Origin of the sequence: Psychrobacter sp. PAMC 21119 (assembly GCF_000247495.1) — a bacterium.
GTDB classification, from domain to species: domain Bacteria; phylum Pseudomonadota; class Gammaproteobacteria; order Pseudomonadales; family Moraxellaceae; genus Psychrobacter; species Psychrobacter glaciei.
Genome location: NZ_AHVZ01000041.1, coordinates 80,244 through 105,153, shown reverse-complemented (window position 1 = coordinate 105,153; position 24,910 = coordinate 80,244). Strand labels below are relative to the sequence as shown.

The 24,910-nt window shown below is 45.0% G+C and carries 18 protein-coding genes; 16 read left to right on the top strand and 2 right to left on the bottom strand.

What is annotated here, in order from left to right; all coding sequences use genetic code 11:
* From RH96_RS13890 to RH96_RS13835, 13 genes are all read left to right on the top strand, one after another.
* Entirely contained in the window at nt 1-747 is a 747-nt protein-coding gene (locus tag RH96_RS13890; protein ID WP_010201841.1) for an amino acid ABC transporter permease, read from the top strand.
* On the top strand, nt 744-1,415 hold the full coding sequence (locus RH96_RS13885; protein WP_010201838.1) for an ABC transporter permease subunit: 672 nt from the start codon (nt 744-746) through the stop codon (nt 1,413-1,415). Before RH96_RS13890 ends, RH96_RS13885 begins: the two co-directional genes overlap by 4 nt.
* A 330-nt stretch (nt 1,416-1,745) precedes the next feature.
* Nucleotides 1,746-2,477: an amino acid ABC transporter ATP-binding protein gene (locus RH96_RS13880; RefSeq protein WP_037033768.1), complete on the top strand. Its 732-nt coding sequence runs from the start codon at nt 1,746-1,748 to the stop codon at nt 2,475-2,477.
* Nucleotides 2,478-2,836: 359 nt separating this feature from the next.
* Nucleotides 2,837-3,436: a DJ-1/PfpI family protein gene (locus tag RH96_RS13875; protein WP_037033744.1), complete on the top strand. Its 600-nt coding sequence runs from the start codon at nt 2,837-2,839 to the stop codon at nt 3,434-3,436.
* A gap of 99 nt (nt 3,437-3,535) precedes the next feature.
* The gene (locus tag RH96_RS13870) at nt 3,536-4,768 is read left to right on the top strand and encodes an FAD-dependent oxidoreductase (protein ID WP_010201829.1); all 1,233 of its coding nucleotides are present in this window, start codon (nt 3,536-3,538) and stop codon (nt 4,766-4,768) included.
* Between the two features lie 381 nt (nt 4,769-5,149).
* Complete coding sequence (locus RH96_RS13865) at nt 5,150-6,925, top strand: AMP-binding protein (protein WP_010201827.1); 1,776 nt, start codon at nt 5,150-5,152, stop codon at nt 6,923-6,925.
* Nucleotides 6,926-7,039: 114 nt separating this feature from the next.
* A complete protein-coding gene (locus RH96_RS13860) occupies nt 7,040-8,650 on the top strand; it encodes a carboxyl transferase domain-containing protein (protein ID WP_010201824.1) in 1,611 nt (536 codons plus the stop codon).
* Between the two features lie 174 nt (nt 8,651-8,824).
* On the top strand, nt 8,825-9,637 hold the full coding sequence (locus RH96_RS13855; RefSeq protein WP_010201822.1) for an enoyl-CoA hydratase/isomerase family protein: 813 nt from the start codon (nt 8,825-8,827) through the stop codon (nt 9,635-9,637).
* A 123-nt stretch (nt 9,638-9,760) separates the two neighbouring features.
* Nucleotides 9,761-10,189 (top strand): GFA family protein, encoded by a 429-nt coding sequence (locus RH96_RS14875; protein WP_010201820.1) that lies wholly within the window; start codon nt 9,761-9,763, stop codon nt 10,187-10,189.
* A 132-nt stretch (nt 10,190-10,321) separates the two neighbouring features.
* Entirely contained in the window at nt 10,322-12,439 is a 2,118-nt protein-coding gene (locus tag RH96_RS13850; RefSeq protein WP_010201819.1) for an acetyl/propionyl/methylcrotonyl-CoA carboxylase subunit alpha, read from the top strand.
* A 45-nt stretch (nt 12,440-12,484) separates the two neighbouring features.
* Nucleotides 12,485-13,420, top strand: coding sequence for a hydroxymethylglutaryl-CoA lyase (locus RH96_RS13845; protein WP_010201818.1), 936 nt, complete (start codon nt 12,485-12,487; stop codon nt 13,418-13,420).
* 192 nt (nt 13,421-13,612) lie between these two features.
* Nucleotides 13,613-14,800 (top strand): isovaleryl-CoA dehydrogenase, encoded by a 1,188-nt coding sequence (locus tag RH96_RS13840; protein ID WP_010201817.1) that lies wholly within the window; start codon nt 13,613-13,615, stop codon nt 14,798-14,800.
* 123 nt (nt 14,801-14,923) lie between these two features.
* Nucleotides 14,924-15,454, top strand: coding sequence for an energy transducer TonB (locus tag RH96_RS13835; RefSeq protein ID WP_010201816.1), 531 nt, complete (start codon nt 14,924-14,926; stop codon nt 15,452-15,454).
* Between the two features lie 33 nt (nt 15,455-15,487).
* Here RH96_RS13835 and RH96_RS13830 read toward each other — a convergent pair whose 3' ends face one another.
* Nucleotides 15,488-16,210: a pantothenate kinase gene (locus RH96_RS13830; protein ID WP_026037390.1), complete on the bottom strand. Its 723-nt coding sequence runs from the start codon at nt 16,208-16,210 to the stop codon at nt 15,488-15,490.
* A gap of 81 nt (nt 16,211-16,291) precedes the next feature.
* Nucleotides 16,292-17,287, bottom strand: a complete 996-nt coding sequence (locus tag RH96_RS13825) for a biotin--[acetyl-CoA-carboxylase] ligase (RefSeq protein ID WP_010201814.1) — start codon at nt 17,285-17,287, stop codon at nt 16,292-16,294.
* A 195-nt stretch (nt 17,288-17,482) separates the two neighbouring features.
* Between RH96_RS13825 and RH96_RS13820 the strand changes: the two genes are divergently transcribed.
* The 3 genes from RH96_RS13820 to RH96_RS13810 all read left to right on the top strand — a co-directional run bounded on the left by RH96_RS13820 (nt 17,483) and on the right by RH96_RS13810 (nt 24,813).
* A complete protein-coding gene (locus tag RH96_RS13820; protein ID WP_026037389.1) occupies nt 17,483-18,286 on the top strand; it encodes a sulfite exporter TauE/SafE family protein in 804 nt (267 codons plus the stop codon).
* 372 nt (nt 18,287-18,658) lie between these two features.
* On the top strand, nt 18,659-20,611 hold the full coding sequence (locus RH96_RS13815) for an alkaline phosphatase D family protein (protein ID WP_010201811.1): 1,953 nt from the start codon (nt 18,659-18,661) through the stop codon (nt 20,609-20,611).
* Nucleotides 20,612-20,817: 206 nt separating this feature from the next.
* Nucleotides 20,818-24,813: an AAA family ATPase gene (locus RH96_RS13810; protein ID WP_010201810.1), complete on the top strand. Its 3,996-nt coding sequence runs from the start codon at nt 20,818-20,820 to the stop codon at nt 24,811-24,813.
* Nucleotides 24,814-24,910 lie beyond the last annotated feature (97 nt).

Here is a 24,910-nt window from a genome sequence, read left to right as displayed (position 1 = left end):
ATGAATTATAGCTGGAACTGGGGTGTGCTCTTTGAGCATACGGGTATTGGCAACGAGCTGTATATCCACTGGATGATTACTGGTCTTGGCTGGTTATTACTGATTGGTAGTATTGCTTGGACCATCGCGATGGTCGTCGGTACTGTCTTCGGTATTATGCGTACCTTACCTAACAAAACAGCTCGTCGCATTGGCACCGCTTATGTGACCTTTTTTCGTAATATTCCGCTGCTTGTGCAGCTATTTTTTTGGTTTTATGTGGCTCCTGGTTGGTTGACACCAGCACTACAAGAATGGTGGTTTAGAGATCTATCACCGAATACATCCGCTATGCTCTCCGCCAGTATTGGTTTAGGACTGTTTACAGCAGCTCGTATTGTCGAGCAAGTGCGCACCGGTATTGAGTCATTACCACAAGGACAGATAAACGCGGCTTATGCGCTAGGCTTCACTATTCCACAAGCTTACAAGCAAGTACTGCTACCACAAGCGTTCCGTATTATCTTACCGCCGCTTAGCTCTGAGCTGACCAACTGTTTTAAGAATGCCTCTGTCGCCTCATTAGTCGGCGTCATGGAGCTCATCAGTCAAACCAAAACCATCAGCGAATACACACAGAATAGCCTTGAGATTTATACTTATGCGACGATTATCTACCTCGTCTTTAATCTCTCGCTAATCGCTATTATGGGTCTGATCGAGCGTAAATTAAGAGTACCAGGGCTTATCGCAGGGAGTCAGAAATGAGTATGATGACCGAACTTGCGACCGCGTATCCAGGCTTAATGGGTGGCATGATTACCACGCTAAAAGTCCTGTTTTTGGCTATTATCGGTGGTATCAGCTTAGGTACTGTATTGGCGCTCATGCGCTTATCAGGTATCAAAGCATTAGAGATTCCCGCCAAGCTATATGTTAATTATTTTAGATCCGTACCATTACTGTTGGTGCTACTGTGGTTCTATTTTGCCGTTCCGATGATTTATTTTTGGGCAGCGGGTAAGTATCTACAACTAGATGCTGCCTTTGCCTCTTGTGTTGTCGCGTTTATGATGTTCGAAGCGGCTTACTTCTCAGAAGTCGTCCGTGCGGGTATTCAGTCTATCGGTAGTGGTCAGGTGAATGCTGCTAAAGCGTTAGGCATGACTTATGGACAAACGATGCGTCTGGTGATTTTGCCACAAGCCTTCCGCAAGATGCTGCCATTGATTTTGCAGCAATGTATTATCTTATTCCAAGATACGACGTTGGTTTTCGCTATTGGTTTGACAGACTTTTTCCGCGCAGCCTACGTTCGTGGTGAGCTAATGGGTCTATTAACACCTTATATCTTAGGCGCTGGCGCTGTATATTTTGTCTTGAGCTTGGCGGCTTCGGTAGGCGTACAACGCGTACAGAAAAGGTTAAGGTTTTAATAAAGGCTTTCTAAGAGTAAGAGTCGAGCAATGCATAATTGTCTGATCGCATGTGATTGGCTCTAATTCTTTCAAAATTTAACGGCATTTGTTATTAATGTATAGTTGATTCAATTTAAAAGAGAGACAAGGCAACCGAGTGCAGATGTATATGTAATACTTCAAGCGAGGTTAACGCTGTCATTCTTTTATAGAGGATTGACTATATTTTGACTGAATGCAATTGGGCAAGAGTAAGAATAAGGCTAGGAGCCAATGATGAATGATGCTAAAACGTTTACAAATGACTTTGGTGGACTGGTCACAAATAGTGGTCATGCTAGCAGTGAGATGGTCGTTGAGATAGATAGCGTTAGCAAGTGGTACGGCGACTTTCAGGTACTGACTGACTGTACCGCTCATGTCCACAAAGGCGATGTCGTTGTGGTCTGTGGTCCATCGGGTAGCGGTAAATCAACCTTGATTAAGACCGTAAATGGACTTGAGCCATTTCAAAAAGGCAATATCATGGTCAACGGCATCTCTGTCGGTGATCCAAAAACCAACTTACCGAAGCTACGTAGCCGTGTCGGCATGGTGTTTCAGCATTTTGAGCTATTTCCTCACTTGACCATCATCGATAATTTAATGGTCGCGCAAATTAAAGTATTGGGTCGTAAAGAGAGCGAGGCCAAGAAAAAGGCGATGGCATATCTAGATCGCGTCGGCCTAACGGTTCAAGCCAATAAATATCCTGCGGAACTATCAGGTGGTCAACAGCAGCGAGTTGCAATTGCTCGTGCGCTCGCGATGGATCCCATAGCGATGTTGTTCGATGAGCCAACCTCAGCACTTGATCCTGAGATGATTCAAGAAGTGCTTGATGTCATGGTAGAGCTGACTCGTGATGGTATGACGATGATGTGTGTGACCCACGAAATGGGCTTTGCCAGTCAGGTGGCCAATCGTATTATCTTTATGGATGAAGGCCATATCGTTGAAAACTGTAGTAAGGATGAGTTTTTTGAAGGCGCGAAAAGTGAGCGTGCACAGCAGTTCTTATCAAAGATTCTCAATCATTAAATAGATTCTGATTTACGATTATCTATAGCGTTGTTTCTAACATAAAGACATGTTCTAAAACTTATTTTTCTTTCCACTGCTAATGGTTATACAAAGCGCCTTATTAAAGACAGTTAAACGCTATCTTTAATAGGGCGCTTTGTATTCAGTTTCTTTTGTATAGCTATTTGAAAAACGACTTGGAGCCTATGATGTTCACCCCCAAAACATTTAAAGAGGAAGACTTTGAGGCTATAAAGTCGCTGAAATAGTCGCAGGATTAGAGAAATCGCAAACGGCAAAGGCAGATGAAATGGTACATCTGATTAATCAAATAAATTTAATTTTACTTAATGATATCAACTTAATTAGGATTGACTATGATGTTAAAGCGAACTGTTGGCATACTACTGTTCAATGAAGTAGAGGTATTAGACTTTGCAGGACCTTTTGAGGTGTTTTCGTTAGCTGAAAATGCTGCTAACAATAAGTATTTTGACGTTATCACTATAGCTGAGAACCAAGCGCCAATATCTGCTAGGAATGGCCTACAAGTTATTCCTGATTATAATTTTACCAACCATCCAGACATTGATGTATTAATAATCCCTGGTGGTTATGGTGCTGAAAAAATAGAAATACATAATAAGGTAGTGATTGACTGGATCATCACTCAAGCAAACTTGGCAGAGCTGACACTTTCAGTGTGTACAGGAGCTTTACTATTGGCCAAGGCAGGTTTGCTGGCTGGTAGGTCAGCCACCACGCACTGGATGGATCTGGACAATCTGGCATCTTATCCTAGCATTAATGTTATCTCTGATACTCGTTTTGTAGATGCCAGTGACGATACATGTAATATTATTACATCAGCGGGGATAAGTGCAGGTATCCATGCAAGTCTATACTGTGTCAAAAAATTAATAGATAGTGACACTATGCGTGCAACAGCACATCGCATGGAGTTCGATATTGAATAAGTGAGTTGTTGGATAGGTGAGTGCATGGCTGTTTACTGATACAATAGCGATCAATGTTTTTGATAATTAAAATAATTCATAAACCGTATTGGAGTTCATATGAGTGTAGAAAATCCATCAGTAGCACCTGTTACGTCATCTAAAGGTATTGTCATTATTGGTGCAGGTTTGGCAGGCTGGCATGTGATTGATGCCATTCGTGCAAAAGACACAGATATTCCGATTACTTTGGTAACGGCTGATAGCGGCGATCGTTATCATAAGCCAATGCTGACCATGGCGATTAGCCAAAGGAAAAGTGCTGCAGACTTGGTAAGAGCAACGGGTGTTGATGCCGCAGAAGCTGCAAATATTAAGCTACTAGCCAACACGCAAGTAACGGATGTTGACACGACCACTCAACAGCTGCAACTGGTCTCTGCACAGCGCTCAGATCCAGCCAACACGGATTATGCCACGATCAGTTATGGTAAGTTAGTACTGGCGATGGGTGCGCATCCTATTTTCCCAAAAAGCTTGCCAGAGGATTTGGTCTGGCACGTCAATCATATTGAGCGCTTTGGACAGCTGCAAGAAAATTTAGCAACGGGCAGTCAGCACGTTGCCATCGTCGGTGCAGGCATGGTTGGGACGGAGATTGCAGAGGACTTACTAAAAGCAGGTCATCAAGTGACGCTCATTGATTTAAACGATGCGCCGCTATCACAAATGCTACCGCCAAAAGCAACGGCTCGTATTGCCCAAGCAGTTAAGTCGCAAGGGATTAACTTTTTAGGAGGGTATCAGGTATCTGCTATTACTCGTATCAGTGATGGAAAACTGCAGGTCAGTTATGAGGCGCTAGTATCAGCGACAGACAGCAGTACTGCTGAGCCAATCGAACCGCTCATCGTGGATCATGTGATTGCCAGTACAGGTCTGACCGTCGATGATAAACTGCCTACCGCAGCTGGTGTCGATTTTGACCGTCGCACTGGTATCGTGGTGGATGCGCCGACCTTGCGTACCAGTACAGCCAATATTTATGCGATTGGTGACTGTATGTCTATCGATGGCGTGCCGTGTCGCTATGTCGCCCCATTACGCGCTCAGGCTGCTACCATTGCTGATGATGTGTTGGGTCTAGATCATAATGGCTACGATCATAAACCGCCCATGATTCGCCTGAAAAACAAAGCAATCTCCGTCATGGTGACAGGTGTGCCACAAGCGACTGGTAATTGGCAGGTCAAGACAGAAAGTGATGATGAGCTCATCATGGATTTGCTCGATGATAATGAAGCCGTTAGCGCAACGGTAACGATCAAAGCGCCTGCAGTTCCTAAGGCATAACGATTGATATGCGGTCTTTTAGGAAATAGGCATTAATATGTACTTTATAAAAGGTGTTCTATAAGAATTTTTTTTAAGAAACTGTTATCAAAGATTCTTTAAAGACCATCTTGATCGCCAAGCCAGCCATATTACGTATTACGTGGCTGGCTTTTTTGTGTCAAAAACTTGCCATGATTTTATGTTATCTTTTTCTAAGCAAGTATGTTACATGACTAATTAAATGATACGTATTGTATTGATATTGTTGACAGGCTTTCATTTATGGCGTTATAGTAGCTCAATGCTATGTAAAGCCTGATCAAGGAAGAGGGTTTGCTCGCAAGCTATAAATAAGTACTATCTATAAATACTATAAAAAGTAAAACGAAAGGACTCGTTATGACTCAGAATTCTAATTTGGATGCGACTCACGTTGATTTCGATGCTATTTTAAATAATATTCCTAGTATCAACATGGGTGTACGCTCAGCAAATGCACCACTTACTCAAAGCTATGACAAAGGTCCTGATGTACCGCTGATCGAAGCGACAATAGGCGACTTTTTTGATGCCATTGTCTCCAAATATCCTGAGCGCGAAGCACTGGTCGTACGCCATCAAAACATCCGCTGGACATATCGTGAACTACAACAGCAAGTCAATCAGCTAGCCAGTAGCATGATTGAGATGGGGCTTGAGATCGGCGATCGTATCGGCATTTGGTCACACAATAATGCTGAATGGTTATTGATGCAATTGGCCACGGCGAAAGTCGGTGTTATCCTTGTAAATATCAATCCTGCCTACCGTACCTTTGAGCTGCAATATGCCTTGAATAAATTGGGCTGCTCAGCGCTTGTGCTCATGCGTCACTTCAAAAGCAGTGATTACGCCAGTCTGATTCGTGAGCTATGTCCTGAGATTTATCATAAAGACTATACCCAGCTTGATTTGGTCGAGATACCGACGATTGAGCGTATCATTTGGATTGATGAGCCAGCATCTGATGAAGAGTTTGGTTTTATGCAGAAATTCTCCGCATGGATGGCAGAAGGCGATGCCAACGATCCGCGTGTTGCAGAGCGTCAAGCCCAACTCAAAAATACCGATGCCATTAATGTGCAGTTCACCAGTGGTACTACAGGCACACCAAAAGGCGCTACCTTAAGCCATCGTAACATCCTAAATAACGGTTACTTCATTGGTGAGGCCATGAATCTCACTGAAGAGGATAGACTGTGCATTCCAGTGCCGTTGTATCATTGCTTTGGTATGGTGCTTGGTAACTTAGCGATTCTCACGCATGGCGGTTGTATCGTTTATCCAAACGATGGCTTTGAGCCATTAACAGTCTTGCAAGCAGTCGAAGAAGAGAAATGTACGGGTCTGCATGGCGTGCCAACAATGTTTATCGCAGAGCTTGACCATCCTGAGTTTGAAAACTTTGATTTATCGACCTTACGTACAGGCATTATGGCAGGCTCTAGCTGTCCGATTGAAGTCATGCGCCGCGTCATTGATAAGATGCACATGAGCGAAGTCACCATCGCTTACGGTATGACAGAGACCAGTCCCGTATCTTGCCAGACCAATGAACACACGCCGCTTGATAAGCAAGTATCGACTGTTGGTTTAGTACAGCCTGCGCTTGAGGTCAAAGTCGTCAATACGGAAACGGGTGAGACTGTAGCCTTGGGCGAGACAGGCGAACTGTTTACACGTGGTTATTCAGTGATGAAAGGCTATTGGGGCAGTCGCTTCAAAACCCGCGCTGCTATTCAAGATGGTTGGATGCATACAGGTGATTTGGCAACGATGGATGAAGATGGCTACGTAAAAATTGTTGGTCGTAGTAAAGACATGGTCATTCGCGGCGGAGAGAATATCTATCCAGTAGAAATCGAAAACTATCTCTATCGTCATCCAAAGATTCGTGATGTGCAAATCGTCGGAATTCCCGACAAAAAGTATGGTGAAGTACTCGCGGCTTGGATTATCCCTAAAGAAGCAGACAGCTTGACGGAAGAGGAAGTTCGCGAGTTCTGTAGCGAGCATATTGCCCATTATAAGGTGCCGACTTATTATCGCTTTGTCACTGAATATCCGATGACCATCACTGGAAAGATTCAGAAATATAAAATTATTGAGCAGATGAAAGAAGAGCTGGGTTTGTAGAAATTTAACCATTCTTATCTGTTATTTTATGAATAAGATATATGAGTAAAAGCTAAAATAAAGCATAAAATAAAAAAGCCACTCGCATTTACGCATTAAAGAAAAAGGGATGTCATGAGCGCTATCATAACCAGTAAACTGAGTCCAAACTCAAGCGATTTTCAGCAAAACAGTGCCGCCATGCAAGCGGTGGTCGATGACTTATATGGTCACTTGCGTAAAGTCGTGCAAGGCGGTTCAGAGCGTGCCCGTGCCAAGCATTTAGCCCGTGGCAAACTCTTGCCTCGTGAGCGTGTTGAGCGTTTGCTCGATGTGGGTACGCCATTTTTAGAAGTGGCACCGATGGCAGCGCACGATATGTATGGCGAAGAGATTCCAGCGGCGGGCGTGATTGCGGGTATCGGTCGTATTAATGGCACCGAGTGTATGATTGTTTGTAATGATGCCACGGTAAAGGGTGGTACTTACTATCCAATGACGGTCAAAAAACATCTACGCGCGCAAGAAATCGCGCAAGAAAATAACTTGCCTTGTGTCTATTTGGTGGATTCAGGCGGTGCTAACTTACCCAATCAAGATGACGTGTTTCCTGACAAAGAGCACTTTGGTCGCATCTTCTTTAATCAGGCCAATATGAGTGCGGCAGGTATTCCTCAGATTGCTGTGGTCATGGGCAGCTGTACGGCTGGCGGGGCTTATGTGCCAGCGATGAGTGATGAGTCTATTATTGTCAAAGACCAAGGCACCATCTTTTTGGGTGGTCCACCACTGGTCAAAGCGGCGACAGGCGAAGAAGTCACTGCTGAAGACTTGGGCGGCGGCGATGTGCATACCCGTCTGTCAGGGGTCGTCGATCACTTAGCACAGAGCGATACCCATGCGCTGTCAATTGCGCGCAATATTGTTAGCCATCTAAATCGTCCTGCGAAGCAAGTGCCCAATCAAATCAAGCCGCGTCCACCACGCTATGATGCCAAAGAGCTATATGGCGTCATTCCAACCGATAAGCGTAAGCCATTTGATATCAAAGAAATCATTGCTCGTATCGTCGATGACAGTGCTTTTGATGAATTTAAATCACGCTTTGGTACGACACTAGTCTGTGGATTCGCTCATATTGAAGGGCTGCCAATCGGTATCATCGCCAACAATGGCATCTTATTTAGTGAGTCAGCGCAGAAAGGCACGCACTTTATTGAGCTATGCTGTAAACGCAAAATCCCATTAGTATTTTTGCAAAACATCACTGGCTTTATGGTCGGTCGCAAATATGAAAACGAAGGCATTGCGCGTCATGGTGCCAAAATGGTGATGGCAGTCGCCAATGCGAAAGTACCGAAATTCACGGTCATCGTCGGTGGCTCATTCGGTGCTGGTAACTACGGCATGTGTGGTCGTGCTTATAGTCCGCGCTTTTTATGGATGTGGCCAAATGCGCGCATCTCGGTGATGGGCGGCGAGCAAGCAGCATCAGTATTGGCAACGGTCAAGCGTGACAATTTTGATCGTAAAGGCGAGGCGTGGAGTGATGATGATGAGGCGGCATTTAAAGCACCGATTCTCGATATGTATGAAAAGCAAGGTCACCCATATTATGCCACCGCACGTCTATGGGACGATGGCGTGATTGATCCTGCTGATACCCGTCATGTATTGGCATTAGGACTAAGCGCTGCATATAACGCGCCGATTGAAGAGACGACATTTGGGGTTTTTAGAATGTAAGCGCTCCAAGGTCTGCTCGTAATAAGATGGTGGTGCGACAATTTTTTTAATGTGATTATATCGCGGCATCGGGTTTTGACATCTTACTTTCTTATATGGGCGTTATTATGAATGGCCCAAACGTTGGGCTAAATATTTACATAAACATTTACAAATAGGAACACAGAGAAAGCTATGAAAGAAGCGAAATTAAAAAATACTAATAATTATAAAAGCCTGTTGGTCAGCGTTGAGCAGCATGTGGCGACGGTGACATTGAATCGTCCTGAGATACGTAATGCTTTCAACGATGAAATGATTGCTGAGCTGACTGATGCATTCAGTACGCTTGGTGCTGATGATGAGGTACGTGTCATTGTGCTAGCCGCTGCTGGCAAGGCCTTTTGTGCAGGTGCTGATTTGAATTGGATGCGTGCCATGGCAGATTATAGTTATGAAGAAAACCTAGCGGACGCCGACAAATTAGCGCAAATGCTCAAAACTATTTACGAATGCCCAAAGCCAACAGTTGCGGCTATTCAAGGTGATGTCTATGCCGGTGGCATGGGTCTGGTCGCTGTTTGTGATGTGGCTATTGCCGTTAAGATTGCAAATTTCTGCCTAAGCGAAGTGCGTTTAGGCTTAGCCCCTGCAACGATTAGCCCTTATGTCATCAGAGCACTGGGTACTAGAGCCTCGCAGCGTTACTTCTTAAGTGCTGAAGTATTTGATGCCAAAAAAGCACGTCAGCTTGGCTTTATCCATGAGCGTGTTAGTGAAGAGTGGTTGGGCGATGAAGTGGCGGCGTTCTGTAGCAAAGTCGTTAAAAACAGCCCTGATGCAGTCAAAACCTGCAAGCAGCTATTACACGATGTCGCTGGTGCGCCTATTACAGATGAACTGATTGCCGACACGGTCAAAGGTATCGCTGATATCCGCTCATCAAAGCAAGGCAAAGAAGGGGTACAAGCCTTTTTGCAAAAACGTAAACCTGATTGGTCGCTGTAGTATGCCAAAACGCGTTATAAGCCACATTCAATTAATACTAGCAGCTTTTACAACAAGAAAAAGTCGTTTAGATAATCATAAGCTTTTTAAGAGTTAAGCGATGTCCGAAAAGGTGACAATATAATGTTAGGAAAATGTTTGTGTGGTGATGTTCAGTTTTCTAGCGAGATACGAACCGACCCTTTTAAGATTTATCAATGTCATTGTTCATTATGCAAAAAACAGTCAGGTTCAAGTTCTAATTCAGCAACTATTATCGAAGCAAGCCATTTCAGATGGTTAAAGCACGATACTATAAAAAATTGGCAAAAAAATACAGGATTTAGCTCGCACTTTTGCACCAACTGTGGATGCCCTGTTCCCAATTCATTTGCAGATAAATACTACTGGATACCCGTGGGCTTATTAGAGTTTGATAGGAATTTGGTTGCTGTAGAAGTCGTTGCCAATTTCTGCTTAAGTTCAAAGTCTAGTTGGCATAGCATTGATACAGAGTCTAATAATTTCGATACGTTACCTGACTTTAAAGCCATATTGCAATTTTTATCCTAAATACTAAAATTTTTTCTAGCAAAGCTTAAAACTTAAATATTCCAAATGATATCTAAAGAGTTAAAAAAATAATAACGTCATTATTAACTTTCTACAATTTTGCAAGTTATAGCTTAAACGATAAGGATAGTCATGTTTTCTAAAATTCTAATTGCCAACCGTGGTGAAATTGCCTGTCGAGTAGCCGCGACTGCCAAGCGTCTGGGTGTCAGCACCGTCGCTGTTTATTCTGATGCGGATCGTAGTGCTAAGCATGTCGCTGTCTGTGATGAAGCAATCTATTTGGGTGGTTCAGCACCAAAAGACAGCTATCTAAAAGGTGATGCGATTATTGCGATAGCGCTTGAGACTGGCGCACAAGCGATTCATCCGGGTTATGGATTTTTAAGTGAAAATGCTGACTTTGCGCAAGCCTGTCAAGATGCTGGCTTGGTCTTTATCGGTCCATCGGCTGATGCTATCCGTGCCATGGGCGGCAAGTCTGAATCCAAGCGTTTGATGGAAACAGCTGGCGTGCCATTAATACCGGGCTATCACGGTGACAATCAAGATGCAGAATTTTTGCAGCAGCAAGCCGATAGCATTGGCTATCCTGTCTTGATTAAAGCCAGTGCAGGTGGCGGCGGTAAAGGCATGCGTATCGTGGAGCAAAGCAGCGATTTTATTGACTTGTTAGACTCATGTCGCCGTGAAGCCATTACTAGCTTTGGTGATGATAAAGTGTTGATTGAAAAATACGCCTTAAAACCGCGCCATATCGAAATCCAAGTATTTGGTGATACGCATGGCAACTATGTGCATTTATTCGAGCGTGATTGTTCCGTACAGCGTCGTCATCAAAAAGTATTAGAAGAAGCACCTGCACCGGGTGTTGATATTGCGATGCGTGAAGCGATGGGAACCGCTGCTATTGAAGCGGCTCGTGCGGTCGATTATGTCGGCGCAGGCACGGTCGAGTTTATCGTTGAGCAGCGCGAAGATTCTATGAATTTTTATTTCATGGAGATGAATACGCGGTTGCAGGTTGAGCATCCAGTCAGTGAAGCCATTACTGGTGTCGATTTGGTCGAGTGGCAGCTGTTGGTCGCGGCAGGTCAGCCATTGCCAAAAAACCAAGACGATCTGACAATCAACGGCCATGCAATTGAAGCACGCATCTGTGCCGAAAATCCTGACAATAGCTTCTTGCCAGCGACAGGTACGTTGTTTACGTATCAAAAACCTGAACACAGCACCTTTATGATTGATAAAAATGGTACTGGCGTGCGTATCGATGATGGCGTGCGCGAAGGCGATGTGATTAGCCAATTTTATGACTCTATGATTGCCAAGCTTATCGTTCATGCGCCGACTCGAGAGCAAGCGTTAGCCAAGCTCGATCGAGCACTTGCCCAAACGCGTATCGTCGGTTTGCCGAATAACGCGGCATTTTTACGCTATATTTTAAATACAGCATCTTTTAGCAAAGCCAATCTCGATACCGCATTGATAGAGCGTGAGCAGGATAAGCTGTTTGATCAGCACCCTCTTGGATTGTCGACGCTTGCTGTAACTGCCATTACTCAGCAGCTTGCGAGCGAGATGGCAACGCAAGAGTCAGATATCGATCCATTTAGTAAACCTACTGGCTTCCGTGCTTATAATGATTACACTCGCTCATTCAGCTTGGTTTATGATGAGAGTGCTTATACTGCCCGCATGAGCAACTGGCACAATGCAAGTTGTTCAGACAGCAAAAAAGGCAGTGACCATTCAAGCAGCTTTACGCTCGTTATTGAAAAAGAAATCGCTAACACGCAGGGTAATAGCAATATTAACGTAGCTGCTCAGACCGAAACAGTTTATGAAGGCCAAGTGAGCTATGCCAGCAGTGACGAACACAATCATACGTTATGGTTGGATGGTGCACGTACTAGCGCGCAAAGCTGGGTGCATAATGAGACCGTTTATGTGTTCACAGACAGTGGTCGTGATGAGATTACGCTTGTTGATATCATGGCGAATGTAGGCGAGGAGTCTGCAGCAGTCGGTAGTTTAAAATCACCGATGCCAGGACAAGTAGTGGCCTTTAAAGTAGCAGTTGGTGATACCGTGAAAAAAGGCGAGCCGTTAGCAGTCATTGAAGCCATGAAAATTGAGCATACAATTACTGCACCGACAGACGGTGTGGTAGCAGAATTGCTATTTGTAGCAGGTGATTTAGTCGCTGATGGTGACGAGTTATTACGTATTGATACGGAAAGCGAATAGCTGACAGAGCTTAATAATAGGTAAGTAACAATAAGGACGAAAAGCATGAGCCATTCGTATCCAAGCCATTCATATCCAGAGCACGTCAGAATCGTTGATGTCAGTCCGCGTGATGGACTACAAAACGAATCAACGACGGTGCCGACTGAGGTTAAGCAAACGCTTATCAACGATTTGATTGCGGCCGGTGTTAGAAAGCTAGAAGCAACAAGCTTTGTCTCGCCAAAGTGGGTGCCACAAATGGGTGATAACAGCGCGCTGCTTGACGCGCTAGCGTCTACGCGGCAGACGGAGGTTTGCTATTCAGTGCTAGTGCCCAATATGCGCGGCTTTGAAAATGCCATTTTGTGCCGTCCTGACGAAATCGTTATTTTCGGCTCAGCAAGTGAAACCTTTAGCCAAAAAAATATCAATTGTAGTATTGACGAGAGTATTGAGCGTTTTGCGCCAGTGGCTGCCGCTGCAAAAGCGCAGGGCATCAAAGTCCGTGGCGTTATCTCTTGTACGGTTGGCTGTCCTTATGAAGGCGACATTGACCCAAGCCAAGTAGCGTATGTGACCAAGCGTTTGGTTGAGATTGGCTCAGAGCAAATTGGCATTGCCGATACCATCGGTGTTGGTACGCCGATCAAAGTGCAGCGCGCGATACAAGCTGCATTAGAATATGCTGATATCTCTATGCTATCAGGTCACTTTCATGACACTTATGGCCAAGCATTGAGCAATACCTTAGCCGCACTACAAATGGGTGTCAGTGAATTTGATACCTCAGTGGCTGGACTGGGTGGCTGTCCTTATGCCAAAGGCGCAACAGGTAACGTGGCGACCGAAGATGTGGTATATATGCTGCATGGTATGGGTATCAGTACAGGCATCGATTTGGATAAATTGGTCGTGGCAGGTGAACATATTAGTGAGTTCTTAAAGCGTCCAAATGGCTCGAACGTGGCACGTGCTTTAATCAATAAACGTCAGTCTTAATTAGAGTAGTCAATCCACTATAAAAGTATGATAGCGTTAACCTCGTTTGAAGTATTCAATATACATTGACACTCGGTTGCCTTGTCATACTTTCACATTGAATTGACTATGACCTCAAAAATATAGTTACAGTGGCTTTAAAAAACAGATTAAAATCCGAAATTTAAAAGCATCAAAACACAAGGAATAGTTATGAGTTTACCTGGATTGAATTTTCAGCTTGGCGAAGATATTGATGCGCTACGTGATATGGTACAGCAGTTTGCGGCCAATGAAATCGCCCCACGTGCTGCCGAGATTGATAGCAGCGATGAGTTCCCTATGGATCTGTGGCAAAAGATGGGTGATATCGGCCTACACGGTATTACTGTTCCTGAAGAGTACGGCGGTTCTAATATGGGCTACGTCGCACACATGGTCGCGATGGAAGAGATTAGCCGTGCTTCGGCATCGGTCGCGTTGAGCTATGGCGCACACTCGAACCTATGTATCAACCAAATCAAACGTAATGGTAGTGAAGCACAAAAGCAAAAATATCTACCTAAGTTGATCAGCGGTGAGTTCATCGGTGCATTGGCAATGAGTGAGACGGGCGCTGGCTCAGATGTGGTCAGTATGAAGCTCAGAGCCGAAGAGAAAGACGGCAGCTACGTGTTGAACGGCACTAAAATGTGGATCACCAATGGTCCTGATGCTGATGTGATGGTGGTCTATGCGAAGACCAATCCAGAGCTAGGCGGCAAAGGCATGACGGCCTTTATCGTGGAAAAAGGCATGGAAGGTTTCGGCACAGCGCAAAAGCTCGATAAATTAGGCATGCGTGGTAGCCACACTGGTGAGATGACCTTCAACAATTTGACCGTGCCAAGCGAAAATATCTTGGGCGGGCTCAATGAAGGCGTTAAGGTACTGATGAGTGGCCTAGATTATGAGCGCGCCGTATTGGCTGCAGGCCCTATCGGTATCATGCAAGCAGTGATGGACAATGTCGTGCCTTATATTCATGATCGTAAGCAGTTCGGTCAAGCCATCGGTGAGTTTCAGCTTATTCAAGGTAAAGTTGCAGACATGTATACGATACTGCAAGCAGGTCGCAGCTTTTTGTACACCGTCGGCAAAAATCTCGATATGTTGGACGCGCGCGGTGCCGGTCATAGTCGAGAAGTACGTAAAGATTGTGCCAGTGTGATTCTATGGTGTGCCGAAAAAGCCACTTGGATGGCAGGCGAAGGCATTCAAATATTTGGTGGTAATGGCTATACCAATGAGTATCCACTTGGTCGCTACTGGCGTGATGCTAAGTTATATGAAATTGGAGCAGGTACCAGTGAAATCCGCCGTATGCTAGTTGGTCGTGAGCTATTTAACGAGACCAAATAAAGCGTAATAATTGTTTAAAAGTTAACTTTTATCGAATAATTTTATTTTAAAATCTAAAAATGTGCTACGTTATATGTCTCATAGCGTGGCACTTTTTAATGACTTAAATAAAAGACTTTTATAATGATTCGTAAACGAAATACCAAGTTCGCTCTTAATCACATAGCTTCCAACAAGACAGCTTCTCATTTTCTCACCAACATAAAATCTATCGGTGCTTATGGTCTGTTAACCACTTTGTTTGCATTGCTTACGATAACAGCGAGTATAACGCCTGCACAAGCAGAGCTGGTTGATTTATCGAATCCTGAACCTGTTATTCAGCTCTCTACCCAAGATGCTAGCTGGCGAAGACCGCCAAAATTTGAAAATATACCAGCCTATCTGAATAAATATCTCACTCATTGTTCGTACGACCAAGATGGGAATATTATTAGACCTTGTGATAGAAGGGACTTAAAAATGTTTTTTTCATTGCGCGTTGATAAGCAAGGTAGTATCAGAAATGTAAAAGTGATTGAGAGTAGTGGTATAAAAAAGATAGACGATGCTTTTTCTAGAGAGCTTAAGAAGGCTCGTTTCAAGCCTTTTTTGAGAAAAGGAAGGGCAGTAGAGGGAAATATTGATATACCGATTGTATTTACAGCATCATAACCATCGTATTTAAAATACGACAACACACGTCGATTATTTACTATGATCAAAATACCGTGCCAGACCATTTAATAATAAATCATCACGCAGACGTACAGGACGATTAACATGCTGAGAAATAATAGCTGCATCGCCGCCCGTCATGATGACTTCAAAGTTGGGATGACGATGGCGAATTTCATTGATAGCACCGACGATTGATAATAGTATGCCGCGATGTACCGCATCTTGTGTGGTGACACCTTGGCCGACACTGTCGAAAGTCCCGTTAGAGATAGTGATTTGCTTAGTACCAGAAAACAAAGACTCACGTTGCAGGTAGATGCTGGGAAAGATATAACCGCCCAAATGCTCAGCGTGATCGATCAAATCAATGGTCACTGCTGTACCGCAACCAATCACACATTGACGCTTCTTCTTATCCACCGCGCCGAGCATCTGTAGCCAACGATCACAGCCGAGCTGCTCATCATTATATTGACTCTTCATGAGTGTGTGAGCGGCATCGACATGGACGAATTCAAACGGAATATTAAGACGGCTTAAGGTCTCTGATACCTTGGCATTCAGCTCGTCACCCAGTACGGACGAGATGCCAATAAAGTCAGGAGCAAAGCGCTCAAAGCGATCCGTCAGACCCATTAGTAATTCGGCTGGTGCTTGCAAATGCTGTTTGGCATCATGTGTGACTATCTGACCGATATCATCGGTGAGCCAGTATTTCAGGCGGGTATTTCCAAGATCAAGCCAGAGCATAAAATTCCCTTTATATAGCGCAGCAATTATCAACATCATATCCTGATAGCTACTGCACTTTAGTGCTCGTTGATTAAACGATTAAGTCGTTTGAATAACGTCGATGCGTCCGGTAAAAAGAGCAGAAATCTTACCGTTATCTTGGCGCAATTGCAAACATCCATGTGTATCGATACCACAAGCGTGGCCTGTGAGTATATTCGTTTGACCGTTATGCTCTTGGGTCACACGTAATCGCAGTTCGTTCAGTGCATCCATCGAGTCAAACTGCTTCAAAAAGCTATTCAGATAATAACTATGTTCCGTTGGCTTTTCTATACTTAGGTGCTCAAAGCGCGTCATCGCAGCCATTAGCGCTTTACTCATTTGCTGATAGAGCACACGTAAGCTCGGTAGACTGGCAGCCTGCGCTTTTGGCTGTAGTGTCTCAGCAATATCTTGTAAGCTAATCGCTTGATAACTCATGCCTTCAGAGGTTTGCGCAGTTAGCTTTGGTGTGGCTTGGACATTGAGACCCACACCTATCACCAAACCAACCAGTTTGCCTGCTTGCGATACGGGTTCAATCAGAATCCCAGCAAGCTTATTAAACGGCAGTGTCTGATGATTTAATTCCGTATTATGCACATCAGCGCTATCTAAGGCAGATTGGCTTTGAGGCTGATTCTGGCTTTGGTAAAACCCCAAATCATTTGCCCACTTCACGCCGATTGGTGTTAGTCCTTGCATTTGTAATTGCTCATTTAGCATTTGGATAACGGGAATTTTTGCCAGCTCTACACCGATGATTAGTGACAGTAAGCCACTAACCGGTATGTGAACAGGATGATAGAGAGACAGGTAGACATTGCCACGCGGTGATTGCCATGAGCGCCCGTGTTGTCCGCGACCAGCGCTTTGGGTTTCAGCAGTTAGCAGGTGCATCTCGGTCGCATTCAATGTGCCATTCTGTACATCCGCTATTAGCTCGCTATTCGTAGACGCGCTACTGGTAAGATGGCGATGATTCAGCTCAGGTAAATGCTCAAGTGTTAATGACTCAGGCACAGAGTGAAATGATTGGGTAAATATCGGCATAAGTTTATTCTACTTGAGTAATGTCGCTGGGATAATCTTTGATATACTGGACGGTTTTCGCGAACAGACAGCATAAAGATTGGGGTGTGATTTGGCAAATGCAATTAAGAAGATGTCACTAAGGGCATAAACAGGCAAATCAGTAAGATAAAAATACCGTTCAAAATACAAGCAAGATAAAAGGCTAATTCGATGATGTTATATGTGTGGTTTGTGATTGCAGGAGCTTTTGCCGGTGTCAGCGCTGGCTTGTTTGGCGTTGGCGGCGGCATGATTATCGTACCCGCACTGGTCTGGATTTTTACCGCCTATGATTTTTCACCAGAAGTAGTGACTCATTTGGCCATTGGCACGTCACTGGCGACCATCGTTGTGACATCGATTAGCTCACTCACTGCTCATAATAAGCGCGGCGGTGTGCGCTGGGAAGTATGGCGAAAAATGGCATTGGGTTTGGTCGTTGGTAGTCTGGTGGGCGCAGGTGTTGCGGACATGATTGACGGCAAGGTACTACAAGCCATTATTGGTGTGGGCGCGCTTTTGGTTGCGATAAAGATGCTGTTTTTCTCTAATAAAGAACAGTTGGGGAAGCCATTACCCTCTGCTGGCATCCAGTTTGGTGCTGGTACGGGTATTGGTATGGCGTCGTCTATTTTTGGTATCGGCGGTGGTAGTTTGACCGTACCGTTTTTAAACTGGGCGGGGCTACCGATGAAACAATCGGTCGGTACGTCAGCGGCTTGCGGTCTACCGATTGCGCTGGCGGGCGCAGCAGGGTTTGCATGGTTCGGTCAAGACGTGGTCAACCTACCTGAGGGTACGATAGGGTTTGTGCATATCACGGGATTTTTATGTATTTCAGTGGTCAGTTTTACCATGGCAAAAGTTGGTGCCAAGCTCGCCCATGTATTGCCTGCGCTGATGCTTAAACGCGCGTTTGGCGTGTTGTTAGTGTTTGCTGGTGGACAGTTATTATTAAGTGGGATTGGGGTACTGTAGTTTAAAGCGTGTCCTCAATCTGAACCCTAAACGGTAAATGGGCTAAAAATGGCCAAATTTTGCCAAACTGCGTCAAGTAGCTTGCTAATATCTCGATATTATTTGTACGACTTTCCTTGCTTGGCGGCTGTCTATCTCATTTTTATTACCATTGTCAAAATGAGGCACGTTCTAGTGAAGGTTTGATGAATAAAAAAATAAAAATCTAACCTGACGGTCGCCTTTAATGGTAGGAAGCGCTGTATTTATAGCGATATACTCATCATAGAATTTTGTTTATCTTTATTTAGAGAAGTCAGGAAGATTCACAAACTAAATAAAGATAATTATTGACGGTGATAAATTACTATACAGTATAGGGAAGCACTGACCATGAGCAAGCAAGATGACAATACCGCAGAAACGAGTATCAACAAAGCAAGCGCTATCAATGAAAATCCGCAAAAAGAAATTATCCATAATGTCTTTGTGGATGGCGTAAAAAAACCGCGCAATTCTCCTCTCTCAAAACCTGCTATTGATACCCATTTGTCCAAGCAACGACCCAATAACGATACCCAAAATACCTCAGGCTTTAATAGACGTCGTTTCATCCAAGGGTTTGGAACCACGATAGGCATGACGGCGGTAGGTGCGACCAGTTTGGGCTTGGTAGGCTGTGACTCTGACGATGATGACGATCGTATAGACACAGATAAAACCATTAGTTTTGATCACGGTGTTGCCAGTGGCGACCCGTTATCTGATCGAGTGATATTGTGGACGCGAGTCGCACCGCAAAACACCGGCTCTCATACATTTGCTGTACAGTGGATTGTGGCTCGTGATGAGCAAATGAGCGATGTGATTGCACAAGGTCAAGTAACGACGAACGCCATAAAAGACTATACCGTTAAGGTCGATGTCGATTCGCTAACGCCCAATACCGTTTACTATTACCAGTTTATGGTGGGTGATCAGTCTAGCCGTGTGGGCAAAACGAAAACCTTACCTGTTGGCAACGTAAATCAAGTAAAAATGGCGGTTTTTAGTTGTGCCAATTATCCCGCAGGTTTTTTTCATGTGTATGCTGATGCTGCCAAACGTAATGATTTGGATGTTTTCGTACATTTAGGGGATTATATTTACGAATATGGTCGTACCAATACCGATGCTCAAGGCAATACAGTACCCGCGTATGCTTCGGCAAACGCCTCGTCCATTGCCCGTGAAGTCATGCCAAATAAAGAAATCGTCAATATCAATGAGTATCGCGCGCGTTATGCTCAATATAGAACCGATTTAGACCTGCAAGCATTGCATGCGGCGCTGCCCATGATTGCGGTTTGGGATGATCATGAGCTTTCAAATGATACCTATAGTGACGGCGCCGAAAACCATCAATCTGCCACTGAAGGAGGTTGGGATGATCGAAAACTGGCTGCTGTGACCGCGTATCATGAGTGGATGCCAATACGCAATGAGGTACAAAGTGAGATTTATCGCCGCTTTGATTTTGGTGAGTTGTTGAGCCTATATATGCTAGACACTCGAGTCATTGGGCGTGATGAGCAGCTCAATTATACCAATTTTACTAAAGTAGATAGTAATGGATCTCCATATATTGATACAGAGGCATTTACATTAGCCACCAATGACCCTGAAAGACAACTACTGGGGCTGAGGCAGAACAATTGGCTGGTCAGTCAGTTGCAACAATCGACCGCCAAATGGCAAGTGTTCGGTCAGCAAATATTGATGGCTCGTATGCTGATACCTGCGCCAGTCATTCTGAATCTGAGCAATCCAAATCTTGGGTTAAGTATTATTGATTATCTGGGCTTAGTAAATAAAGCGCAGACCAATCCAAGCATGTTGACCGTTGAAGAAAAAAGTATTTTAGCGCAGCCTTATCTTCCTTATAATCTCGATGCTTGGGATGGTTATGGGTCATCGCGTGAGAGACTGTTAAAGGCAGTCAGCAGCTTAAATAAAAATTTGGTGGTACTCGCAGGCGACACGCATAATGCATGGGCAAGTAATCTGACCAATGAAGATGGTGTGTCAGTCGGTGTTGAGTTTGCGACCAGCTCTGTCAGCTCACCAGGCTTTGAAGAGTACGTCCCTGATATTCCACCATCAACCTTGCAAGCTGTATTGACAGGGCTAGTGACTGATTTGCAATATATGAATGCTAATCAACGTGGCTATATGGCGGTCACGGTAACACCTGAGTCTTGTCAGTCAGAGTGGGTGTTTGTCAGTGGTATACTCAAACAGACTTATAGTAGCGAAGTAGGAAAAACACTAAAAGTCATCGCTGGCGAAAATAAACTGAGCAGCTAAGGACTACGTAAATAAAGTCAAGCCAATTTAATACTAGGGTCTGTCCTCATTTTGAAGGTAAGGACAAACCCTAGACCCTTGGGTATGGCGTTGCTGATCGCTAACATTGGGCCTGACATTTATAAATATGAAGTTATAAATGCTAAAAATCCAGCACTATTTCAGGTAGAATAGCCGCCTGTTTTCACCATATCTACTGACTATTCATGCGTCTAAAATCTCTAAAGCTGGCAGGCTTCAAATCCTTTGCCAATCCAACGACTTTTACCTTCCGTCATGGCATCACCGCCATTGTCGGGCCGAACGGCTGTGGCAAATCCAATGTGATTGATGCCATTCGCTGGGTGCTGGGTGAGACCTCTGCCAAGCAGTTGCGTGGCGGCGCGATGAGCGATGTTATCTTTGCTGGTACGCAAGATAAGGCTGCCAAAAGTGTTGCCAGTGTCGAGCTGACATTTGAGCATACGCAAGATGAGCATACGGGCATTCGCCATGAGTTTAATCTGTATCAAGAGCTGTCCGTTCGTCGTCAGGTAAATAAAGAAGGGCGCTCAGATTACTTCATCAATGGCACACGTTGTCGTCGCCGTGATGTGGTCGATGTGTTTTTGGGTACGGGACTTGGTGCACGCAGTTATGCGGTGATTGAGCAGGGTATGATTGGGCGTATTGTCGAATCTAGCCCCATGCAGCTGCGTGAGTTTATCGAAGAGGCTGCAGGGGTGTCTCGTTATCAAGCACGCCGCGAAGAAACGCAAAAAAAGCTGGAGAAAACACAAGAGAACCTAGCACGTCTGCATGACATGCAAAGCGAGCTGGTCAGCCAACAAAAACGCTTGTCTAAGCAAGCCGCCAGTGCACAGCGTTACGAAGAGCTGGCCTTGACCCTTGCTGATATCAAGCAGCAACTGGCCATTCAACAGCTGTATCAAGCCAAGTATACGCAGCAGCAGCAAAAGATCGCCCATGAGCGCAGCACTGCCGAAGTCGCTACATTACAAGCCGACTATGAGACGCTAAAAGCGCAGCAAGACAAGCTCGCCACGCATATCAATCAAGAGCAATGGCTCAAGGACGATGCCCAAAGCGCTCACTATCAGCAGCAGCTAGGCTATCAACAAGCTGAGCACGCGCTGAGCGATGCCAAGTCACAATTGACCGTGATAGAGCAGCAACTCGCAAGCTTGAATCAGCAGCGCGCGCAAGCAGTGGATGAGATTGATCGATTAAAAGCCGAGCAAGCCGAGCAGCAGGCTATCTTGGCAGATTTGCGTCCACAGCTCAGTGAGTTGATGAGTAAACGTGACACGCATAAACGCAACGAGCAACCATTGCAGCGCGCATGGCATGACGCGCAAAACCAGCTTTCACGTCTACAAGATAATGCGCGCATGCTTGAGCAGCAGCAAGCCATTAATAGCCAAGCGCAAAAACGCCATCAGCAGAACCATGACAAATGGCAGCGCCGCCAGCAAAACTGGCAAAATCTATGGCAGCAATTACAACAGTCGCTATCAGCCTCTAGCAATAATAAGGGCTTTGATAAGGACTCTGATAAGGGCTCTGATGAACAAGCGCCAACGGATGGACAAAACCTACAGCAGACGTTAGAGACGCAAGTTGCAGAGCTGAATAAACAGTTGCAGCAGATTGAGCGTCAACAAGACAGCATCGATGAGCGTCTGTCGGAACTACAACCGCAAGCGCATGATTTACAGCAGCGCTTGAATACGCAGCAGCGTGAGTTGAGTGAGCATGAGAAGCGTCACGCGGTATTGGCCAGTGAGTATGATACCCTGCATCAGATATTGCATCCAAAACCTACACCGCAAAATCAACAGCAAGCCTCTGTCTCTACAGCGGATAATCTAGATGATAGCTCGGAAAGCAATGTCGTCAATCGCTATAACGAATTGGCCATTACTACTTTGCGTGAGCAGATTGAGCTGAGTGAAAAAGGGCAACAGCACGCCGTGCTACTCGATAGCGTCTTGGCGTTATGGCTAGATAGTCATGTACTAATCTCTAACCAATCTAATCAATTAAACGTTGATGATGTGAGCAGTGATATTGAGGAAGCGAACAGCTTATGGCATGTGCTTGAGCATGATCTAACGGATATCGTTACTTATCAGACAGCACAAAATGAGCAGGCTAATGCAGAAGGAAAACCTTCAATAGAGAGTGGTCATAGCTTGTGGTTACCTACTAAGAATCAAGGAGCTACAAAGCCACTCATCAACCATTTACCAGATAGCTTAGCTGATACAGTCTTGCCATTATCACAACTGATTAAGCAGCCTGCATTGGCGCTCTGGCAGCAGTGCTATGTATATATTGCGCAATCAGAAGCGAGCAATCAGCAGACTCTTGAAGACGTTGCCAATATCTTAAAAGCGTTGCCATCGTCAGCTATTTTGTTAACCGCAGACGGTTGGCTCATCAGTCGTCAGGGAACGATTAATCTGAGTAAGCTTACAGGTGAGCAAGATAGTCAAGGTGAGAGCAACAGCCAGTTTTTAACACAGCGTTTGCAGCAGCGTAGCCGTTTGCAAGCACTAGAAGATTTGCTAGATGAGTTTGAAACCAAAATACAAGAGACGCAAAACACCATTGCAAAGAACCAACGTGATTATGATGCATTAACGATTAATCTAGAAGAAACTCGCGGACAAGCGGATCAGCTCACCCGTGATAAACATAAATATCAGCAGCAGCTAACGACTCAGCGTGCCAATGCTGAGCGCCTGCAAGCAGACAGCCAGCGTCTCATGGCGGACAAATCTGCCCTTGAGCAAGAGCAACAAGAGTTAGCTCAAGAGGGACAAGTGCTCACTCATGAGCAGCAAGATATTCAAAGCCAGATAGTAGCGTTAACACCGCAAATATCCGATGCCCGTGCGACCAGTCAGCAGTTACAGGCTGAGCGCAGTGAGCTAAATCGCACACGCCAAGCCGATGATGATGCATGGCAAGCATTGCAACTACGCATTCAACAGAGCGAGATGCGCCTAGAGCATAGCGTTAGCAGCCTAACTCGGGCGACTGTGCAATATGACCAATCGCTACAGAGCGAGCAGCAGCTAAAAGCAAGTCATCAGAAGCAGCAGAATAAGTTACCAGACTTGCAAGCAGCATTACAAATGGCGCAGACAGCACGAGATAAGCAGCAGGTGCTATTGACCGAACGTGATACCGCATTGGCTGCGCTAAAGCAAGACTATGCTCAGCAGCAGACAGCGTTGGATAGCGTGCAAAATACGTTACAAGTTCAGCAGGGTAAGCTTGCGAATCATGCCACCGAGTTGGCACTAAGCATGGCACGTTTGGACGATGCGAGCACTCATACTCATGATGCCTTAGAAGCGTATTATAAGGTAAGCCACAAATATAAATCGGAATCGCATTCAACACAGCACCCGCAGCAACAAATGATGAGTGTCTCAAACTTGCTCGCGGATTTTATCGCGCATGATCGCCGTGTGCGTCCAGATAAAATCGCTGAATTAGAGTCTGAACGTGCCACGCTTGAGCAGCAGCTTGGTAAAATCGGTCCAGTCAATCTCGCCGCAGTGGCAGAGTTGGCTGAGGTCAATGAGCGCCTAGAGCCATTGGCGCAGCAGACAGCAGATATTGCGGCTAGTATGCAGACGTTGACGGCAGCGATTGAGTCTATTGATGAGACCACTAAGACGTTGTTTATGCAAACGCTAGATGCCGTCAATACTGAGCTTGCCAATTTATTTGCCAAAGTCTTCGGTGGTGGTCAAGCCAGTTTGACATTGAACACAGACGATATGCCAGCCAACATCCCCGCTGACAAATACAAGTCAGAGCAGTGGCGAGCAGGGCTTACTTTAATGGCACAGCCAAAGGGCAAGCGTAATAGTCGCCTAGCTGTGCTGTCGGGTGGCGAAAAAACCCTCACCGCGCTGAGCTTGATTTTTGCGATATTTAAGCAGCATCCCGCACCGTTCTGTGTGCTTGATGAAGTCGATGCGCCACTTGATGATGCCAACGTCGAACGCTTTACCAGTTTGATTCATGAGCTGGCCGATGATTTACAGTTTATTTTTATCAGTCATAACAAACTGACGATGCAGATTGCTGACGAGCTAAAAGGCATTACTATGCCAAGCGCAGGTGTTTCTACATTAGTCAGCGTCTCGCTAGATGAAGCCGCGCGTTATGTAGAGAGCTAAGACTTAAGAATCTGATACTAAAAGTGCTATGAGAATCAGCGAGATGCAAATATAATCAATCAATTGGCATAAATGCAAATAAGCTTGACCTCAGCCA

Excerpts from the sequence above, each read along its gene's own strand:
- RH96_RS13860 (WP_010201824.1), top strand. The coding sequence starts at position 7,040 with ATGAGCGCTATCATAACCAGTAAACTGAGTCCAAACTCAAGCGATTTT.
- RH96_RS13875 (WP_037033744.1), top strand. The coding sequence starts at position 2,837 with ATGATGTTAAAGCGAACTGTTGGCATACTACTGTTCAATGAAGTAGAG.
- RH96_RS13820 (WP_026037389.1), top strand. The coding sequence starts at position 17,483 with ATGTTATATGTGTGGTTTGTGATTGCAGGAGCTTTTGCCGGTGTCAGC.
- RH96_RS13865 (WP_010201827.1), top strand. The coding sequence starts at position 5,150 with ATGACTCAGAATTCTAATTTGGATGCGACTCACGTTGATTTCGATGCT.
- RH96_RS13835 (WP_010201816.1), top strand. The coding sequence starts at position 14,924 with ATGATTCGTAAACGAAATACCAAGTTCGCTCTTAATCACATAGCTTCC.
- RH96_RS14875 (WP_010201820.1), top strand. The coding sequence starts at position 9,761 with ATGTTAGGAAAATGTTTGTGTGGTGATGTTCAGTTTTCTAGCGAGATA.
- RH96_RS13880 (WP_037033768.1), top strand. The coding sequence starts at position 1,746 with ATGGTCGTTGAGATAGATAGCGTTAGCAAGTGGTACGGCGACTTTCAG.
- RH96_RS13870 (WP_010201829.1), top strand. The coding sequence starts at position 3,536 with ATGAGTGTAGAAAATCCATCAGTAGCACCTGTTACGTCATCTAAAGGT.
- RH96_RS13890 (WP_010201841.1), top strand. The coding sequence starts at position 1 with ATGAATTATAGCTGGAACTGGGGTGTGCTCTTTGAGCATACGGGTATT.
- RH96_RS13885 (WP_010201838.1), top strand. The coding sequence starts at position 744 with ATGAGTATGATGACCGAACTTGCGACCGCGTATCCAGGCTTAATGGGT.
- RH96_RS13840 (WP_010201817.1), top strand. The coding sequence starts at position 13,613 with ATGAGTTTACCTGGATTGAATTTTCAGCTTGGCGAAGATATTGATGCG.
- RH96_RS13825 (WP_010201814.1), bottom strand. The coding sequence starts at position 17,287 with ATGCCGATATTTACCCAATCATTTCACTCTGTGCCTGAGTCATTAACA.
- RH96_RS13850 (WP_010201819.1), top strand. The coding sequence starts at position 10,322 with ATGTTTTCTAAAATTCTAATTGCCAACCGTGGTGAAATTGCCTGTCGA.
- RH96_RS13845 (WP_010201818.1), top strand. The coding sequence starts at position 12,485 with ATGAGCCATTCGTATCCAAGCCATTCATATCCAGAGCACGTCAGAATC.
- RH96_RS13830 (WP_026037390.1), bottom strand. The coding sequence starts at position 16,210 with ATGCTCTGGCTTGATCTTGGAAATACCCGCCTGAAATACTGGCTCACC.
- RH96_RS13815 (WP_010201811.1), top strand. The coding sequence starts at position 18,659 with ATGAGCAAGCAAGATGACAATACCGCAGAAACGAGTATCAACAAAGCA.
- RH96_RS13810 (WP_010201810.1), top strand. The coding sequence starts at position 20,818 with ATGCGTCTAAAATCTCTAAAGCTGGCAGGCTTCAAATCCTTTGCCAAT.
- RH96_RS13855 (WP_010201822.1), top strand. The coding sequence starts at position 8,825 with ATGAAAGAAGCGAAATTAAAAAATACTAATAATTATAAAAGCCTGTTG.